14 protein-coding genes are annotated in these 19,040 nt (G+C 70.6%); 9 read left to right on the top strand and 5 right to left on the bottom strand.

What is annotated here, in order from left to right:
- Positions 1-15 precede the first annotated feature (15 nt).
- Positions 16-1,509, bottom strand: coding sequence for an MFS transporter (locus PCA76_RS13440; RefSeq protein ID WP_272618105.1), 1,494 nt, complete (start codon positions 1,507-1,509; stop codon positions 16-18).
- A 230-nt stretch (positions 1,510-1,739) separates the two neighbouring features.
- Between PCA76_RS13440 and PCA76_RS13435 the strand changes: the two genes are divergently transcribed.
- The 4 genes from PCA76_RS13435 to PCA76_RS13420 all read left to right on the top strand — a co-directional run bounded on the left by PCA76_RS13435 (position 1,740) and on the right by PCA76_RS13420 (position 9,029).
- Positions 1,740-2,099: a hypothetical protein gene (locus tag PCA76_RS13435; protein WP_272618103.1), complete on the top strand. Its 360-nt coding sequence runs from the start codon at positions 1,740-1,742 to the stop codon at positions 2,097-2,099.
- Positions 2,100-2,535: 436 nt separating this feature from the next.
- The gene (locus PCA76_RS13430) at positions 2,536-3,564 is read left to right on the top strand and encodes a ketoacyl-ACP synthase III family protein (protein WP_272618101.1); all 1,029 of its coding nucleotides are present in this window, start codon (positions 2,536-2,538) and stop codon (positions 3,562-3,564) included.
- A gap of 270 nt (positions 3,565-3,834) precedes the next feature.
- The gene (locus tag PCA76_RS13425; RefSeq protein WP_272618099.1) at positions 3,835-7,707 is read left to right on the top strand and encodes a Pls/PosA family non-ribosomal peptide synthetase; all 3,873 of its coding nucleotides are present in this window, start codon (positions 3,835-3,837) and stop codon (positions 7,705-7,707) included.
- Entirely contained in the window at positions 7,704-9,029 is a 1,326-nt protein-coding gene (locus PCA76_RS13420) for a M1 family metallopeptidase (RefSeq protein ID WP_272618097.1), read from the top strand. Before PCA76_RS13425 ends, PCA76_RS13420 begins: the two co-directional genes overlap by 4 nt.
- On the opposite strand, the gene PCA76_RS13415 is transcribed toward PCA76_RS13420, so the two are convergent.
- The 3 genes from PCA76_RS13415 to PCA76_RS13405 form a co-directional block, all read right to left on the bottom strand.
- On the bottom strand, positions 9,018-9,623 hold the full coding sequence (locus PCA76_RS13415) for an NADAR family protein (protein WP_272618094.1): 606 nt from the start codon (positions 9,621-9,623) through the stop codon (positions 9,018-9,020). The genes PCA76_RS13420 and PCA76_RS13415 overlap by 12 nt on opposite strands.
- Before the next feature lie 91 nt (positions 9,624-9,714).
- Positions 9,715-10,428 carry an alpha/beta fold hydrolase gene (locus tag PCA76_RS13410; RefSeq protein ID WP_272618092.1) on the bottom strand — a complete coding sequence of 238 codons (714 nt, stop codon included), beginning with the start codon at positions 10,426-10,428 and terminating at the stop codon, positions 9,715-9,717.
- A gap of 280 nt (positions 10,429-10,708) precedes the next feature.
- On the bottom strand, positions 10,709-11,149 hold the full coding sequence (locus tag PCA76_RS13405) for a hypothetical protein (protein ID WP_272618090.1): 441 nt from the start codon (positions 11,147-11,149) through the stop codon (positions 10,709-10,711).
- Positions 11,150-11,373: 224 nt separating this feature from the next.
- On the opposite strand from PCA76_RS13405, the gene PCA76_RS13400 reads away from it, so the two are divergent.
- Together PCA76_RS13400 and PCA76_RS13395 are read left to right on the top strand one after the other, a co-directional pair.
- A complete protein-coding gene (locus PCA76_RS13400) occupies positions 11,374-12,060 on the top strand; it encodes an MOSC domain-containing protein (RefSeq protein ID WP_272618088.1) in 687 nt (228 codons plus the stop codon).
- 113 nt (positions 12,061-12,173) lie between these two features.
- Positions 12,174-13,259 (top strand): hypothetical protein, encoded by a 1,086-nt coding sequence (locus PCA76_RS13395; protein ID WP_272618086.1) that lies wholly within the window; start codon positions 12,174-12,176, stop codon positions 13,257-13,259.
- 55 nt (positions 13,260-13,314) lie between these two features.
- On the opposite strand, the gene PCA76_RS13390 is transcribed toward PCA76_RS13395, so the two are convergent.
- Positions 13,315-13,482, bottom strand: coding sequence for a hypothetical protein (locus PCA76_RS13390; RefSeq protein WP_272618084.1), 168 nt, complete (start codon positions 13,480-13,482; stop codon positions 13,315-13,317).
- Positions 13,483-13,683: 201 nt separating this feature from the next.
- Between PCA76_RS13390 and PCA76_RS13385 the strand changes: the two genes are divergently transcribed.
- The 3 genes from PCA76_RS13385 to PCA76_RS13375 all read left to right on the top strand — a co-directional run bounded on the left by PCA76_RS13385 (position 13,684) and on the right by PCA76_RS13375 (position 19,007).
- Positions 13,684-15,102, top strand: coding sequence for a family 43 glycosylhydrolase (locus PCA76_RS13385; protein ID WP_272618082.1), 1,419 nt, complete (start codon positions 13,684-13,686; stop codon positions 15,100-15,102).
- A gap of 120 nt (positions 15,103-15,222) precedes the next feature.
- Positions 15,223-16,068, top strand: coding sequence for an ATP-grasp domain-containing protein (locus PCA76_RS13380; RefSeq protein WP_272619359.1), 846 nt, complete (start codon positions 15,223-15,225; stop codon positions 16,066-16,068).
- Positions 16,069-16,337: 269 nt separating this feature from the next.
- Complete coding sequence (locus PCA76_RS13375; protein ID WP_272618080.1) at positions 16,338-19,007, top strand: ATP-binding protein; 2,670 nt, start codon at positions 16,338-16,340, stop codon at positions 19,005-19,007.
- Positions 19,008-19,040 lie beyond the last annotated feature (33 nt).

Raw genomic sequence — 19,040 nt, 5'->3', positions numbered from 1 at the left:
TTCACGTGCCGCCGGTCAGGTGGCCACCGTGACCGAGGGGCGGTCGGTGTCCGTGCCGGCCGCGGTGTCCGCTGGCACCCGCGGCGGCAGTCCACGGAAGCCGATGATGCCGGTGAGCAGGCTCAGCCCGACCCAGACGAAGAGGGTCGCGATGCCCGCCTGGAGGGCGTCGTTGAGCGCGTCCGCGCCGACCCGGCCGTCTGCGGCGTACTCGGTGATGCGGTGCTGGAGCACGGTGGCCGCGACCGCCAGGCCGAGCGCGCCGCCGACCTGGGTGGAGACGTTGAGCAAGGCCGACGTCGTGCCGGCGTCCTCCTCGGTCGCCTCGGACGTGCCGACGGTCGGGGTCGGGATGAGGCAGAGCACCAGGCCGACACCGAGCAGCGTGGTGATCGGGAACAGCACCGACCAGTACGACGCGTCGACCGGTGTCCTCAGCAGCAGGACCAGCATGACGGCCAGCAGGACGGCGCCGATGACGTACGGCACCTGGGCGCCGATCTTCGGGATCGCCTTGGACAGCGGCCCCGCGACGATCATCATCGCGAGCGTGGTCGGCAGGTACGCCAGGCCGGTCTCCAGCGGGGTGTACCCGAGGACGCTCTGCATGTAGATCGGCAGCAGCATGAAGCACGGGATCATGATGCCGGCGGTGAACAGCTCGCCGAGGCTGCCGGCGACCACCCCGCGCAGGCGGAACAGTCGCAGCGGCAGCAGCGGCGCTTCCGCCCGCTGTTCGATCACCACGAACGCCGGCAGCATGATCACCGCGATCGCGAACGACACCAGGGTGCGCATGCCGGTCCACCCGTGGTCGTTGACGCTCACGATGGCGAAGACGAGCGCGCCGAGGCCGAGCGTTCCGGTCAGGCCACCGAGCACGTCCGCCTTGGGTCGCGGCCCGACCGGGGCGCCGCCCGGAATGAGCGCGAACGCGGCGAACAGCAGCACCGCGGCGATCGGCAGGTTGATGTAGAACGCGAGCCGCCAGTTGACATCGACGATGGCGCCACCGAGCAGCGTGCCGAGACCGGCGCCGACGCCGATGACCGCGCCCCAGACGCCGAACGCCTTGCTGCGCTCGGTCGGGTCCTTGAACGCGACGACCAGGATGGACAGACAGGCCGGGGACAGACCAGCCGCGGCGATGCCCTGGACCGCCCGGGCGGCCATGATCTGCGTGTCGGTGTTCGCCATCGCGGCCAGCAGCGAGCCGAGCGCGAAGAGCACCAGCCCGCCGATGAACATGCGCCGGCGCCCGATCACGTCGTTGAGCCGGCCACCGAGCAGCAACAGGCCGCCGAACAGCACGATGTAGTTGTTGAAGACCCATTGCAGGCCGGTGGCGGAGAGCCCGAGATCCTTCTGCAACTGCGGGCCCATCACGCTGGCGACCGTGGTGTCGAGCGCGATCATCAACTGACCGACTGACACCACGGACATGATCAGCCAGCGGCGGCGGTGCAACGCCGACTCGCGCCCGGCCGCGACCTGGACTTGCTCGCTCATGGCGCTTCCTTTCGCCCTTACCTACAGATATGTCCTGCGCCGGTGTACAGACCGATCATTTAGGGAGCACTGCTCTTTGTCAAGAGCATTGATTTTCTTCCGGGCCACTGATCTAATTAAGTCGTCCTGATCTTGCCTGGCACGCGAAGGGGAGTCCGGGCACGGCAGCCTACATCGGGATTCATCTATTCATTGCCCGACCGGCCCGCTACCCGCCTAGGAGGCCACAGGTGCGGATCATCGCCACTGTCTGCTCAGCCATCCTCGTCATGGAGTTCGTCCTGCACGGGCTGGCCATGTTCATCGGCATGGAGGCCGGCATCGATCCGCTGACCAAGCACTTCGGCTTCCGGCCGGAGCGCTGGCTGGTCCTGCTCCTCGGGACGTTCGACGCCGCCGCGGCGGCGTTGCTGGTCCTCGGGTGGTGGCATTCGTCGGCCGCCGTGCTGGGTGCCGCGTACGCCTTGGGCTTCTTCGGCCTGATGCTGGTCCTGCGCTTTCACCGGCACCTCGGCGGCATCCTGCCACCGGACTTCCCCCTTTTCTTCACCCTGGGGGCGGTCGTGCTCGTGCTGAGCCTCCTGCGGTGACCAGGTTCGGGGTTCCACCGTGGCGCACGTCCCTGGAGCGGCCCTTGGGCGAGCCGCGCTCCAGGGACGTTGGACCGCGCTGAGGCAACCTCACGGCATGGCGCGCCTGTGGCCCACCCTGGGCATCGTGATCCGGCGGGTCGCCGGCTGGATCGCACAAGGACTGATCAGTGTGGGCGAGTCGGCCACCCCGGTACCCCTGCCGGAACGCACGGCCCCGACAGTGCGAACGACCCGACCGCAGCCGTGCCGGCCGCGGTACGGGTCGCTGTCCTCGGCGCCGCACCGGACGGCGCGGAGGCCGCCCGGCCGGGGCCGGCCGCGCTGATCAACCCACCCGCGAGGTCGTCTTCAGCCGGCGCTGAGTCGCGCTCAAGGGCCGGTCGAGCCGGGCCCGCCATGCTCGGTGCAAATGGTGCGACCACAAGGAGGCGCTGTGCGTTGGGACAACATCTATCTGGCCGGGCTCGGGGTACACCTGCCGGAGGAGGTCTACACCGCCGAGCAGGCGGTCGCTGACGGCGTCTACGACGCGACCGCCGCCGAGACCAACGGCATCCGCGCGGTCCGGGTGGCCGGGCCCGGCGAGTCCGGCCCGGTGATGGCGGCCGTGGCGGGACGGCAGGCGGTGGAGCGCTCCGGGCACCGACCCGAGGACTTCGACGCGGTGCTGCACGCGTACGTCGGACACCAGGGCCGGGAGTTCTGGAGCCCCGCACACTACGTGCAGCAGGAGACCGTGGGCGCCAACGGCGCTTCGGTCACCATGGAGATCCGCCAGGGCAGCAACGGCCTACTCGGCGGCATCGAGCTCGCCGCCTCGCACCTGATCGCCCGCCCGTCGGCCACCGCCGCGCTGATCACCTCGGGCGACGCCTTCCACCTGCCGTTCATCGACCGGTGGACGAGCGACGACCAGACCGTCTTCGGCGACGGCGCCGCCGCGGCCGTGGTCTCCAAGCGCGGCGGATTCGCCAAGGTGATCAGCACGGTCAGCGCCACCGAGCCGAGCCTGGAGCCGCTCTACCGCGGTCCCGAGCCGTGGTCGAGGACGCCGTTCGACGACGGCAAGCCGGTGAATCTGACCGCCCGCAAGGACGACTGGCTGATGAAGAACGAGGACGCGTACGACGACGCCGTGGGCCTGGTCGGCCAGAGGGTGGCCGGGGTGCTCGAGCAGCTCCTCGACGAGGCCGAGATGACCCTCAAGGACGCGCAGTGGTTCGTCCACGCGACGCTGATCCGGCCGATCGCCGAGTGGAGCTTCTACAAGACGCTCGATCTCGACCCGGCCACCACCACGTACGAGTGGGGCCTGGACTACGCCCACATGGGCAACTGCGACCAGTTCGCCGGCATCAACCACCTGTACGAGACGAACCGCCTGAAGTCCGGCGACCGCCTTGTCACGATCGGCGCTGGCATCGGTTTCATGTGGACCGCCGCGGTGATCGAGATCGTCTGACCGCCGGGAACGCCCGGGCCGCGACCCACGGCCCGGGCCTGTCAGGTTGACGGCACCGCTCTGTGTCAAGCCTCTGGCGGGAGACGCAGTGTGGTGGTGGACACGAATCCGCTGTGTTGCGGCCGCTTTTCCGCTGGTGCGACGTAGCGTTGAGGGCTGCCCAGGGCGGGTCCGCATGCCGCACGCCTGGATGAGGCCGACCCGCGAGGTGAAGATGGTGCACGCCCGGTGACCATGACGACTGATTCGCGGCCGGGCACACTTCCGCCGATGGGCACCGCACCGGCGGCCCCCGCGGTGTTCCGCTCCTCCTCGGCCCCGGTCCGCCGCACACTTGTCGACATTCTCGACGAGACCGTGCGCGCACACCCCGACGCCCGCGCTCTCGACAGCGGCGCCACGGCACTGACGTACCGCGACATGGCCGACGAGGTCGAGGCCGTACGAACGTCGCTCGCCCGGCACGGGATTGGCCGCGGCGACCGGGTGGGCGTCCGGATCTCGTCGGGTACGGCCGAGCTGTACCTGGCGATCCTCGGTGTGCTCGCGGCGGGCGCGGCCTACGTGCCGGTCGACGCGGACGATCCCGAGGAACGCGCCGAGCTCGTCTTCGCCGAGGCGGACGTCGCCGCGGTGCTCGGTGACGGGCTGACGGTGTCGCTTCGCCGTACTCCCGAGGGCGGGAGCGGCCGGCCCGGCCCGGCCGACGACGCCTGGATCATCTTCACCTCCGGCTCGACGGGCACCCCGAAGGGTGTCGCGGTCAGCCACGGCGCGGCGGCGGCTTTCGTGGACGCCGAGGCGCAACTGTTTCTCGCCGGCGAGGCCGATGAGGCCATCGGCCCGCAGGACCGGGTCCTGGCAGGGCTGTCGGTGGCGTTCGACGCGTCCTGCGAGGAGATGTGGCTGGCGTGGCGGCACGGCGCCTGTCTGGTGCCGGCCGCGCGGTCGCTCGTCCGCAGCGGCGTCGACCTCGGTCCGTGGCTGGCCGAGCAGCGCATCTCCGTGGTGTCGACCGTGCCGACGCTCGCGGCACTGTGGCCGGTCGAGGCGCTGGAGGACGTCCGGCTGCTGATCTTCGGTGGGGAGGCCTGCCCACCTGAGCTCGCGCAGCGCCTGGCCGTCGAGGGCCGCGAGGTCTGGAACACCTACGGACCGACCGAGGCGACCGTGGTCGCCTGCGCCGCGCGGATGACCGGCGAGGGACCGGTACGCATCGGGCTGCCGCTGGCCGGCTGGGAGCTCGCGGTCGTCGACGGGTCCGGCGCTCCGGTCGGGATGGGCGAGACCGGCGAGCTGGTGATCGGCGGGGTGGGACTCGCCCGCTACCTGGACCCGGGCAAGGACGCCGAGAAGTTCGCGGTGCTGCCCGCGCTCGGCTGGCAGCGGGCCTACCGCAGTGGGGACATCGTCCGGGCGGAACCCGAGGGGCTTCTGTTCGTCGGGCGCGGTGACGAACAGGTCAAACTCGGCGGACGCCGGATCGAGCTGGGTGAGATCGACGCCGCACTACAGGCACTGCCGGGAGTCGCCGGTGCAGCCGCGGCGGTGCAGCGGACCGCCGCGGGCAATCAACTGCTGGTGGGGTACGTGGTGCCGCAGGACGGCGTCGCATTCGACTCCGCGATGGCGGCGCTGCGGATCCGTGAGCAACTGCCGGCCGCGCTCGTTCCGCTGCTGGCCGTGGTGGATGCGCTGCCCACCCGTACGTCCGGCAAGGTGGACCGGGCCGCGCTGCCCTGGCCGCTGGCCACCGCTGAGGACACCGCGGGTGAGCTGACCGCGACCGAGGACTGGCTCGCTGGCGGCTGGGCGGAGATTTTGGGCGTACGCCCCACCGAGGCGGGCGCGGACTTCTTCAACCACGGCGGCGGGAGCCTGAACGCGGCGCAACTGGTGGCGTGGATCCGGCGGCGGCACCCACGGGTCTCGGTGGCCGACATCTACCTCCACCCGAAGCTGTCGCGGCTCGCGGCCGTACTCGACGCGCTCGACAGCACGGTGGCAACGCGTCGGGAGGTCCGGCCGACGCCCCGGCGTGCCGGGCTGATCCAGGCCGTGCTCATGGTGCCGATGCTCGCGCTGGTCGGGCTCCGCTGGCTGACCGTCCTGGCCGCCCTCGGCAACGTTCTCGCCCTGCTGGCTCCGGCACCCTGGGCGGCGACCGTGTCCTGGTGGTGGGTGGCGCTGGGCTGGGCGCTGCTGTTCAGCCCGCTCGGCCGGATCGCCGTGGCCGCCGGAGGAGCGCGACTGCTGCTCCGGGGGGTACGCCCGGGCAGCTACCCGCGCGGGGGCAGCGTGCACCTGCGGCTGTGGGCCGCTGAACGACTCGCCGAGCTGACCGGCGCCACCAGCGTCGCCGGAGCATCCTGGATGATCACCTACGCCAAGGCGCTCGGCGCGCAGATCGGCGCCGACGTCGACCTGCACTCCGCGCCGCCGGTCACTGGCCTGCTGAAGCTCGGCCGCGGCGCGGCGATCGAGCCGGAGGTCGACCTGTCCGGCCACTGGGTCGACGGCGACGTCGTCCGCATCGGCAAGGTACGCGTCGGCGCCGGCGCCCGGGTCGGATCCCGCAGCACCCTGATGCCGGGCGCTCGGGTCGGCAAGGGCGCGCGCATCGCCGCGGGCTCGGCCGTGACCGGTGCCGTACCGGCGAACCAGCTCTGGGCCGGTTCACCGGCCGCACCCGCTGCCAAGGATTCGGCCGGGTGGCCCGGGCAGCGTCCCACGCAGTCGCGGACGGGGTCACGCCTCTGGCCGATGGCGTACGGAGTGACCGCCCAATTGCTGGGGCTGGTACCGGTCGTCGCCGCTCTGCCGGCGCTCGCCCTGCTCGGCTGGACCCTCACGGTCCGACCGACAGTCGGTGCGGTGCTGGCCGCCGTCGCGGTGGCGACCGTCGCCTACGTCGTGGGCTATGCGCTGCTGGTGCTCGGGGCCGTCCGGGCGCTCAGCATCGGCCTGCGCGCCGGGTACCACCCCGTGCAGGGGCGGGTGGCGTGGCAGGTCTGGACGACCGAGCGGCTGATGGGGATGGCCCGGGTCGGGCTGTTCCCGCTCTACGCCAGCCTCTTCACACCGGTGTGGTTACGGCTGCTGGGGGCCAAGGTGGGGCGCGGAGTGGAGGCCTCCACGGTGCTCGCCCTGCCCACGATGACCACGGTCGCGGACGGGGCCTTCCTGGCCGACGACACCATGGTCGCGACGTACGAGCTGAGCCACGGGTGGCTGCGTGTCGCTCCGGCCCGCATCGGCAAGCAGGCATTCCTCGGCAATTCCGGGATGGCGGCGCCCGGCAGATCGGTGCCCAAGCGCGGGCTCGTCGGCGTGCTGTCGTCGGCGCCGCTCAAGGCGAAGAAGGACTCGTCGTGGCTGGGCGCACCGCCGATGCCCTTGCGCCGTACCGTGGAAGCCGCGGACACCAGCCGCACCTTCGACCCGCCGGTTCGGCTGAAGCTGGCCCGGGCCGCGATCGAGCTGTGCCGGATCGTCCCGGTGATGTTCGCCGCCGCCCTGGCGGTCGGCGTCCTGGCCGTCCTCGCGTTCGTCTGGCGAACCGCTGGGTGGGGAGCGGCGGCGCTCGTCTCCGGGCCGGTGCTGCTGGGTGCGGCGATCGCCGCCGCCGCCATCGCGACGGCTGCCAAGTGGCTGCTGGTCGGGCGGTTCCGGGCCACCGAGCGCGCGCTGTGGACCTCCTTCGTGTGGCGCAACGAGCTCGCCGACACGTTCGTCGAGGTCCTCGCCGCGCCGTGGCTCGTCCGCTTCGCGACCGGCACGCCGCTCCTCACGCTGTGGCTGCGCACGCTCGGCGCGAAGATCGGCCGGGGCGTCTGGCTGGAGACCTACTGGCTGCCCGAGTACGACCTGGTGCGGCTCGGCGACGGCGCCACGGTGAACCGCGGTTGTGTGGTGCAGACCCACCTGTTCCATGATCGTGTGATGAGCATGGATGAGGTCGTACTGGGCGCGGGAGCCGCGCTCGGCCCGCACGGCATCGTTCTGCCGGGCGCGAGCATCGGCGCGCGGACCACCGTCGGACCGGGTTCGCTGGTGACCCGCGGCGACGCCGTTCCGTGCGACAGCCGGTGGCTGGGCAACCCGATCGCGACCTGGCCGGCGCCGGTCGCGCGGTCGGCATGACGTCGCCCGGTGCCACGCCCGGCGCCGAACGCTCGGGCGACTCGTACCTGCCCGAGCACGGCAACGGCGGCTACCGGGTGCTGCACTACGACCTCGACCTCGATTACCGGGTCGCGTCGAACCGGCTCGGCGGCCGGGCCGACATCACCGCGGTGGCCGTGCAGCACCTGTCGCGGTTCACGCTCGACCTCGGTCGGCTCCGCGTACAGGACGTCCGGGTGGACGGGCGCCCGGCAAAATACCTCCACCGGCCGGACAAGCTGCAGATCAAGCCTGAGCGGCCGATCGGCGCCGGGGACACCTTCCGGGTGGACATCCGGTACGCGGGGAAGCCGGTGCCCATCTCCGGCCGTTGGGGCGAACTCGGGTGGGAGGAGCTGACCGACGGTGCGCTCGTGGCCAGCCAGCCGAACGGATCACCGTCGTGGTTCCCGTGCGACGACCAGCCCGGCGCCAAGGCCACCTTCCGGGTGGCGGTCACGACCTCCTCCCCGTACACCGTCCTGGTGACCGGTGATCCCGTTCTCCGGCGGCGTGGCGCGGGCAGCACGACCTGGGTGTACGAGCGGCACGAGCCCACCTCGCCGTACCTGATGAGCGTCCAGATCGGACGCTACGAGCTGGTGGACCTGGCCGCCGGCGGGGTGGTGCAGCGCGCCGCGATCCCGCCCGCGCTGCGCAGGCACGTCGCCCACGACTTCGGCCGGCACGGCGAGATCATGGCGGCGCTGCAGCGGCTCTTCGGGCCGTACCCGTTCCGGGAGTACGTCGTCGTGGTCGCCGACGACGACCTTGACGATCCGGTCGAAGCGCAGGGCATGGCCATCTTCGGCCGGAACCACGTCGACGGGCGGCGCACGCACGAGCGGCTTGTCGTGCACGAACTGGCCCACCAGTGGTTCGGCAACAGCCTGACGGTGGCGGACTGGCGGCACATCTGGCTCAACGAGGGCTTCGCCACGTACGCCGAGTGGTTGTGGTCCGGCGTCTGCGGCGACGTGCCGGCGGACGCCCTGGCCGCGCAGTGGTACGCCCGCGTCGCGAATCGCCCGAGGGACGTCGTCGTCGCGGACCCCGGCGTCGACCGGATGTTCGACCCGCTGGTCTACAAGCGTGGCGCGCTCACGGTGCATGCCGTGCGAAAGAGGATCGGCGACGAGTCGTTCTTCGCGCTCCTGCGGGCCTGGGTTGCCGAGCGCCAGCACGCGACAGTGACGACCGAGCAGTTCCGTTCACACGCCCAGCGCTTCGCCCACGAGCCCCTGGACGGCCTGTTCGCGGCGTGGCTCGACAGCCCGGCGCTGCCCCCGTTACCTCGTTGACCGCAGGGCGCCGTCCGTCGCTTCCCCACGGGTCGCCGCGCCGGCGAGGACGGTGCGGGCCTGCATGAGAGCGAAACCGAGCAGATTCAACCCGCGCCACCGCGCGGGGTCGATGGCGTGTGGGTGATCGACAGCCAGACCGATGCCCCACAACCGGTCTACCGGGCTGGCCTCCACAAGCACGCGCTCACCGGTGTCGACCAGATATTCGCGTAGCTCCTGGTGCTGGCCGAACTTCGCCACGGCGCCCGCCACCACGATGTCATAGCGATGCCGCTCCCAGGCCTGCTCGTCGAACCCCTCGACCTGCCGGCCGAGCGTCTTCGCCGCATGAGGGTGCGTCACCGTCAGGATCTTGGCGGCTACCGCCTCGTCGCCGAACAAGATGGCTTTACGCCACATCATGTAATGCTCGGCCGAGGGAAACTCCCGCCCGTCGACGCTGAAGGACGCTGGCCACCATTGGCTCAGGCAACCTGCCCCGATGCTGCCGTCACGCTGCGGCTGGTGACCCCAGAAGAACAGAAACTTCACCGGGGAACCCGCACGCACCGCGTTGGTCAGTTCGGCGACGCTGCGCATCAAGGTGACCATGCCGGCCAGTCTGCCGCACCGCCGTCCTGGACCGCATCGCCAATTACCGCCACCGCCCGCGTCGCCCCGCCGCCGGTTCGGGCAGGGAACGTCAGCCGCTCACGCCACGGACCGCCTCGATGACCGTCTCGGCGACCTCGCTCGGCGTGGACACCGCCATCGCGTGTGAACCACCGACGACCTCGCGCTGACCCCGCGGGTCGGCCCGCTCGGCCATGAATCGATGCACGGCGACGGGGATGTTCTTGTCGGCGTCCCCGAACACGAACCAGCTGGGCAGCGAGCGCCAGGCGGGGTCGCCGGAGAGCTTGTCACCCAGGGCCTGCTCGGTGATCGGTCGCTGGGTCCGGGCCATGAGCGCGGCAAGGTCGGCCGACACGTCTGCGGCGAACTGCGCGTGGTAGGAGTCCTGACCGATCGCCACCTCGTTGCCACCGGTCGACACCGGGTACTGCACCAGCGTGTCGGCGAGCGTGCTGCCGGGGAATTTCCCGGACAGCGACAGCGCCGACTCGTCGGTGTCCGGGCAGAAGGCGTTGACGTACACGAGGGCCCGCACCGATGGTTCGTCGGCTGCGGCCTGCGTGACCACCATGCCGCCGTACGAGTGGCCGACGAGGATGACCGGGCCGCCGATCCCGCGTACCACATCCCGCACGTACGCGGCGTCACTCGCGACGCCCCGTAGCGGGTTGGCGGCGGCCACCGAGTCGTACGCGGCGCCCAGCCGCTCGATCACACCGTTCCAGCTCGCCGACTCGGCGAACGCGCCGTGCACGAAGACGATAGTGGGCTGATCGGGCATGACACGTACTCCCTTACTCCGTGACGCTGTTCAGCCGCCGGCCGCGTCGGTACGCCTGAATACCCGTTACGCGAGGGTGAAACGTCCGCCGCTGACCGGCGGGGCGGCCGTCATCAACCTGCCGACCACCGGACTGTCAGCAGGGGCGTACCCGGTCCACGTCGCCTACTCCGGTGACCCGACCTACGCTCCCGCTGCGGCAGTCCACCAGCAGCTGCGGGTTCGGTAGCAAGAGGGGTGGTGGGCCGGCGACCTCGCGTCGTCGGCCCAGGGCCACCGGTCAGCGGCGGCCGGTGGCCAGGGTGACGAGATACTGTCCGCCGCCTGCGTCGACGCTTGCGGTCACCGGGAGTCCGGGTGCCAGCCGGGAGAACCGGTCGACCAGCCAGTCCGCCGCCTCCTGGGCGTCCTTCTTGCTCGGGCAGCGGGCGACCAACTCGCGGCCACCCTTGCGTTCGAGTCGCTCGGCGACGGTGATCAGCGGCGCGGGCTCCACCACGTGCAGACGGTCCGGCCAGGCGATGACCACCTTGACCGCGCCCTTGCGAGTGTTGCAGGCACGGTGCGCGAGTCGCTCGGCGACCTTGGCCTTCTTGTCGGCGGTGCGGCTGTCGACGCTGGGACCACGCGGGTCGTTCACCGACATGTCCGCGTCGACCGGCTCGTCACACACCCAGCATCGCCAATTGTCACGCCGCGCGACGTCATCGAGGAGACTCATCCGAGCAAACTAGCCTGTCAGCCCCCGGTCAGTGACAGCCCCGGCCACGGCCAGCGCTGCCAGCCGGAAAAGGGGTGCAAGGGACCGCTCTCCTACGCCGTCCGCCTTGAGTCGCGGTGCAATTGCCGCTGCCCGCTGCTGGGCTGCTGGGCTGCCAGGGGTGCCTCGGCGGATGGCGAGAAATGGCTCGGCGGGCGGTGGCCAGGGCGGTTAGGTTGCTGGGCGTGAGCAGGATTGTCTCGGTCAATCTCGCGGTGCCGGAGCCCAACCCGGCCAAGGGCGTTGGTGTCACGGGCATCAACAAGCGGCCGGTTGACCGCTTGGTTGCCGTGCGCGCGCCGGGGCCCAAGACGACCGGGCTGCACAGCGGCCTGGTCGGTGACCAGATCTTCGACGTCGAGCATCACGGCGGCGACGACCAGGCCGTGTACGCGTACGCGCGGGAGGACTACGACTGGTGGCAGGCACGGCTGAGCCGCCGGCTGTCCAACGGGCTCTTCGGCGAGAACCTGACGACCGAGGGGGTCGACGTCAACGGCGCGGTCATCGGCGAGCGGTGGCGCATCGGTCCACGGTTGGTCCTCCAGCCGACCTTCGGCCGCATTCCGTGCGTCACGTTCCAGCACAAGATGGGCGAGCCGCGCTGGGTGAAAACGTTCACCCGGGCGAACCGTCCGGGCGCGTACCTGCGCGTGGTGGAGCCGGGCGAGGTGTGGGCCGGCGATCCGGTGATCGTCGAGGACCGTCCGGCGCACGGGGTGACGATCGCGCAGGCGTTCCGGGCGTACATGACCGAGCCGGGGCTGCTGCCCGAGCTGGTCGAGATCGACGGGCTGCCCGACGATCTACGCGAGACCCTCACGGGGCGGCTTCCCAGCGGCGGCGGTAGCGACCGACCCCCTCCCCAGTAGCTCGCTGGCGAGTGGCGGACACCCGACAGCGGAGCGCACGGTAGCCGACTGTGACCATAGCGTCACCACCTGCACACTCCTCCCCGACATGTTCCCGTCGAATGGAGGAACACATGCGTCTCCGATCGTTCGTCACCGCAGCACTGGCCGCCGTTCTGGCCGCCAGCGCACTCGCACCAGCGGCACCGGCCGCGGCGGCCACCGCCGACCGCTGGGGGTTCGCGTACGTCAAGGACCCCACCGTGCCGGTCTGGACCGTGCTGGACACCAGCCGGCAGTGGGGTAGCTGGAAGACCGCGTTCCCTGCCGCCTGGGCCGACGGCGTCAAGCTCGCACCCGGTCGGTTCCAGGTCCGCTTCCCGCAGGTGGGTGCCAGCTCACGGGGCGTGCCACACGTGACCCCGGTGAACCGGACCGGGCACTACTGCGAGGTGGTCCGCTGGTTCCAGTCCGGCGCCGACGAGATCGTCGACGTGCAGTGCCACAAGCCCGGCGGCACGCGCGAGGACACCCCGTTCACCGTGCTCTGGACCACCAGCTCGGGCGTGCTGCCGGCCGGCACCTCCCACGCGTACGTGCAGTGGGGCAGCGGCGTGGTGGTGCAGTCGTACAACTCCACGGGCGTGGCGAATGCGGTGGGGCCGCTGGGCGTCGGGCAGTACCTGGTGCGGCTGCCCGGGGTGGGGCTGGCCGGGCTGCTCGCCGGCAACGTGCAGGTCACCGCCGTGCAGCCGAACGCCGGTCCCCGCCGGTGCAAGGTCTACTCCTGGAACGCGGTCGGCAGCGACGTGCAGGTGTACGTCTTCTGCTACGACCAGGCCGGCGCGTTCACCAACACCGACTTCGCCCTCTCGTACCACCGCCGGCGGCCGGTGATCGGATCCCTCGGCCCGCCGTCGTACTTCGGTTACCTGGGTACCGCCGTCGGCGGGCCGACCAACGACAACTCGGTGCTCGGCGTCGGCGCGAACACGGTGGCAGCGCTGGCGCCCGCCGGCCGCTACCTGGCGACCTTCCCGCAGATCGGCATCAAGGAGACGCACGCCCAGGTGGTGGCGCAGGGCTCCGGCAGCAACTACTGCCACCTCACCCAACCCTGGACGTACACCACCAACGCCGACGTCGACGTCATCTGCTTCGACAACGCCGGCGTGGTCACACCGCACCGCTTCCTGGCCACCTTCACCTCCCGGCTCTGACGCCGGGCCGCGCCGGCGGCGGCCATCATCAGGTCGCCGCCGGCGCGGTGGCTGGTCAGGGCAGTTGGCCCGGCCGGTCAACGATTGCGAGCCGGAGTAGCGCGGCAGCCGAGTACAGCGACTCCTTGCCGTTGCGCACCACGTCGCCCGATGTGACGACCGCTCCGGGCTCCCGCGTCCCGCCACTGGCAAACGCCGCGCCGACAGCAGCGCGCCTTGACATCCATCGATGTTAGCGCCAACATTGCGTCACCGGATCGACTACGACACCGCAGGCCGGTATCACCTGTGCTGATCGATGGTTGCTCACCAACCGCACGGAGGACAGATGCCGCTGCCACTCCACCGAACCGGTCCAGTTACCCGCCGAGCCGTCGGTTCGGGGCCTGCCGGCAACTGTGGCCCCCGAGGCCTACGGTCGGTTGTGGCCGCGGTGTTGGTGGTGCTCGCCGTGTCGGCCAGCCTGCCGGTGGCCGGGCCGGCGTACGCCGCACCGGCCGTCAACTACACCAACCCGCTGGTGAACCAGCGGGCCGACCCGCACATCGTCAGGCACACCGACGGCTACTACTACATGACCGCGACGGTGCCGCAGTACGACCGGATCGTACTGCGACGTGCGACCACCTTGCAGGGCCTGGCGACGGCGGCGGAAACGACGATCTGGAGCCGGCACACCAGCGGAGAGATGGGCGCCCACATCTGGGCACCAGAGATCCATTTCATCAACAACCGGTGGTACGTCTACTTCGCCGCGGGCCGGACCGATGACGTGTGGCGAATCCGGATGTACGTGCTGGAGAACTCCAGCGCGAATCCGCTGACCGGTTCGTGGACCGAACGTGGCCGGATCACGACACCCTGGGACACCTTCAGCCTGGACGCATCGACCTTCGTCGCCAACGGGGTGCGCTATCTGACCTGGGCGCAGCAGGAGCCGGGCATATCCAACAACTCCAACGTCTACCTCGCTCGGATGGGTGCCAACCCTTGGCAGATCACGGGCACGGTGACCCGGCTGGTCGTGCCGACGTACGACTGGGAGACCCGCGGCTACCGGGTCGCCGAGGGACCGGCGGTGATCCAACGCAACGGCCGCCTCTTCCTGACCTACTCGGCCAGCGCCACGGACGCCAACTACTGCCTTGGGATGCTGAGCGCCTCCGCCACCGCGAACCTGCTCGACGCCGGCTCCTGGAGCAAGAGCCCCAACCCGGTGTTCGCCAGCAACGCGGCCACCGGCCAGTACGGCCCCGGCCACAACTCGTTCACCGTCTCCGAGGACGGGCAGAGCGACATCCTGGTCTATCACGACCGCAACTACCGCGACATCAACGGTGATCCGCTCAACGACCCGAACCGACGGACCAGGGTTCAGAAGCTGTACTGGAACGCCGATGGCACCCCGAACTTCGGCATCCCGGTGCCCGACGGGACCACCCCGGTTCGACTGCGGTCACATGATCTGACCAGCAGCTACATCCGACACTACGACTACCGGACCCGAGTCGAGCCGAACGTGGCGAACCTGGCCGACTCCCAGTTCCGCATCGTCACCGGCCTGGCCGGGGGCGGATCGGTGTCGTTGGAGTCGACGAACTTCCCGGGGTACTACCTGCGTCACCGTGGCTTCGCCCTGTACGTCGAGCGGAACGACGGCTCGACCCTCTTCGGCGGCGACGCGAGCTTCCGTCGCCAATCCGGCCTGGCCGCCAGCGACGGGCTCTCCCTGGAGTCACAGAACTTCCCGGGCCGATATGTGCGTCACCGCGACGGACTGCTCTACGTGGAAGCGGTAAGTTCGAGCGCCGAGCGTGCCTCCGCCACCTTCCACCTCGAATAGCCGCCCACCGGTTCTGGGGACCGCGGTCTTCGACACTCATCCGGGGTCACTCGGAGCCGATCCAGCCCGGAGGAATATCGGGTATCGCCCCCGCCACGCCTCGGGCATGATGCCCTGGTGATGTTGCTGGTACCCGCGAACCCTCTGCGGCCACGCCGGCCCGACGACCACTTCGCGGCCGAAGCCCTCGCGGCCCGCGACGCCGGGCTCGACGTCGCGCTGGTCGACCATGACGCCCTGACCCAGAACGACCCGGCGCGGGCCGTCGCCACGGTCCCGACCGGCGGGGTCGCGGTCTACCGCGGCTGGATGCTCCGCAGCGAACAGTACGAGGCCTTCGCCGAGGCGCTCGCCGTCCGCGGCGTGACCCTACGAACCAGCAGCGACCAGTACCGCCGCGCCCACGAACTCCCCGGCTGGTACGCCGCACTCGCACCGGTCACCCCGACCTCCGCCTGGACCACCGGCACCGACCGGACTGCGTTCGACCAGGCGCGCACGGATCTCGGCGAGGGGCCGGCCGTGCTGCGTGACTACACGAAGTCGATGAAACACCACTGGCACGAAGCCGCGTTCATCCCCGACCTCAGCGACGCTGCCACCGCCTGGCAGGTCGGGGCCCGATTCCTCGAACTACGCGGCGACGACGTCACCGGCGGCTTCGTCCTGCGCCGTTTCGAACGCTTCACCACCGCCGAGGTCCGTACCTGGTGGATCAACGGCACCTGCGCACTCATCGGAGCGCACCCCGACACCCCGAACGACCTCCCACCCGCCGACCTCGACCTCACCGCGACCACGCCGCTGGTCGCCGCGCTCGGCCTGCCGTTCGTCACCGTCGATCTCGCCCAGCGAGACGACGGCGTCTGGCGCGTCATCGAACTCGGAGACGGCCAAGTCAGCGACCGTCCCACCACCGTCAAACCTGACGACTTCAACGCCGCACTACTCAGCGGCGAACGCTGACCAGGGACCGCTCCCTGTCACGCTCCCGTCGATCGGCCGCAGGTCACGAACCGCCGAAGGCAGCGAGTTGCCCGCCTATCCCGGGCCGAGCTCGGAGATGGATACGTGTCGGTCACCGTTCTGGATGTGCGGCCGTCGCTTCAGCTGAGACCAGCCACCACAATGGATTCGGTTTCTGGGTCTGTCTCGGGCAGCCCTGAACGCCCCTGGCTCCACAACCAGTCGGGGACTAGGGTGATCAACTAGAGCGACGTCGATGCGGGGGACGCATGACTCAGCATGTTGGTGGTTCGCCGAACCCGAATGGGATCAACGGGCCGGGCGAGTTCATTGCCGCTCTCCGCCAGTTGAGAGCGTGGTCAGACCTGTCGTACCGGCAGCTGGCCCGTCGGGCGGAGGCCGCCGGTGAGGTGCTGCCGGCGAGTACGACCGCCTCGATGCTCGCCCGCGCCAGCCTGCCCAGGAGCGACATCGTCGCGACGTTCGTCCGCGCCTGCGGGCTCGACGGGGCGGCGGTCGCCACGTGGGTCGCGGCACGCAATGCGCTCGCCGCCGCAACGGCCCGGCCGGATGGCGCGGCACCTGTCACGCACGACGCGCCGCAGCCCGCACCGGACGGTGGACCCGTGCCTGCCATGCTGCCCGCCGACATCGCCGACTTCACCGGCCGCGAGGAGCATGTGGTACCGCTGTACGAGCACCTGTCGGGCCCGACGGGACCCGGCCGACGCCACCACGCCCCGGCCATCGCGACGATCAGTGGCATGGGTGGCGTCGGCAAAACGGCCCTCGCCGTCCACGTCGCCCATCGGCTGGCCGCCAAATACATCGACGGTCAGCTCTACGTCAACCTGCGCGGTGCCGACGCGTCGCCGTTGCAGTCCGGCGACGTCCTGGCCCGGTTTCTGCGCGCGCTGGGTGTACCGAACCAGAGAATTCCGGCGGACGAGACCGAACGTGCCGAGCTGTACCGCACCCGCCTCGCCGACCGCTCGGTGCTGCTGGTCTTGGACAACGCGGCCACCGAGAGCCAGGTCCGACCCCTGCTGCCGGGCACGGCGACCTGCGCTGTCCTGGTGACCAGCCGGGCACGGCTGACCGGCATCGAGGGTGCCCGTCGCGTCGACCTCGACGTGTTTGCACCTACGACGGCGATCCGGCTCCTGGCCAGCATCACCACGGACGAGCGGGTGGCCGCACAGCACACCGGGGCGGCGCAGATCATCGCGTTGTGTGGTGGGCTACCGCTGGCGGTGCGCGTCGCCGGGGCGCGCCTCGCCGCCCGGCCCAAATGGCACCTCGGACACCTGGCGACGATGCTCGGCGACGAGCGACGCCGCCTGGACCAGTTGGCAGTCGGTGACCTGGAGGTTCGCGCCTCGCTGGCGCTGAGCTACCAGGGGCTCGACCCGACGGCACAGCGGCTGTTCCGGCTGCTCGGCCTCTTCGACCTGCCGGACTTTCCGGCCTGGTTCGCCGCAGCCATGCTCGACTCGACATTGGACACCGGCGTCGAGCACGCCGAAGCGTTGGTGGATGCGCAGTTGCTGACGGCCGCCGACACCGATGCGGCCGGGCAGCAGCGCTACCGCTTCCACGACCTGGTACGGATCTTCGCTCGGGAGCGCGCCACGGTCGAGGAGACCGGTGAGTCGCTTGCGGCCGCGCTCACCCGCGGGTTCGGCGGCTGGCTGGCCCTCACCGAGCGGATGGCTGGACACATCCCAGGGCCGTGCTACGCGGCGATCAGCGGACCCGCGCCGCGCCCGGTCATGGGCTGGGTCGAGCGGTACACGCCGAGTATCGACCCGGGCCTGTGGTTCGATGCCGAGAGGGCGGCGCTGCTGTCCCTGATCCGGCAGGTCTGTCTGCTCGGCCTCGACGACGTGGCGTTCGACCTGGCCGGGTGCATGGAGAAGTATTTCGACGTGCGCGGCATGTACAGCGACTGGGTCGACACCAACACCGAGGTCATGTCTGCGTGCCGCGCGGCGGGCAACCTGCTCGGTGAGGCGGTCATGCTACGCGGCCTGATCGACGTGACCACGTGGATCACCGACGGCGGCGACGGCGACGCGATGTCCCGGCTGCACGACGAGGCGTTCCGGCTGTTGGACATGTTCACCCTCCTGAGGCACGAGCAGGGCATGAGCGACGCCGCCGTGATGTGCTCCTGGGCGCTCACCGCGGCGGGCGACCGCACCACCGCAATCACCTACGCCACCCGTGCCCTCCAGTGGGCCAACCGGTCGGAGCACCGGGGGGGCCGGATCCGGGCCCGGTTGGCGCTGTCAGTCGCTTACTACGAGCAGGGGCGGTTCGACGACGCCGCCGCTGGCCTGGCCGATGCACTGGACGAGGCGCGGACCCTGGGCAATCCGCGTTGGGTCGCGACCGTCCTGCAGTTCTCCGGCATCACCCATCGCGAGCTCGCCAACTTCGAACGTAGCCACGGCATGCTTCGCGAGTCGCTGAGCATCTCGCGTCACTACGGCGACACGTACACCGAGGTCTTGACGCTGCTCGCGCTGGCACGGCTGGACTTTCAACGGGGTGATCCGGCCGCGCGTAGCATCGCCGAGACGTCGGTGCTGCTCAGCCGTGAGTACCACATGAGCCACCACCTGGCCCAGGCGCTGGAGGTGCTGGGCGAGATCGAGCTGGCCGACGGCTGCCCCGCACGGGCGATCGGCCACCTCGAGGAATCGGTAGCGATCTGGCGCACCCGCGGATGGCATTCGATGCAGGCCGCGGCGCTCACAAATCTGGGCAAGGCGTACGCGCAGACCGAGCCGTTGGCCGCGCGACGGGCGTTCGAGGAAGCTCGCGCGATCTTCACCCGGCTCGGCAACACCGCCAAGCTCGCCGAGCTCCTCCCGTACATCCCGCCGCACGGCACCGAGCGCCGCCAGGAACCGACGCCGCCGCGCGTGGCGTGAGATCCGCGTCAGCGTCACGGCACCCCGCCGAAG

The organism is Micromonospora sp. LH3U1, assembly GCF_028475105.1.
GTDB lineage: Bacteria > Actinomycetota > Actinomycetes > Mycobacteriales > Micromonosporaceae > Micromonospora.
The sequence above is the reverse complement of the archived record's forward strand: the minus strand, read 5'-3'. Positions and strand labels throughout refer to the sequence as shown.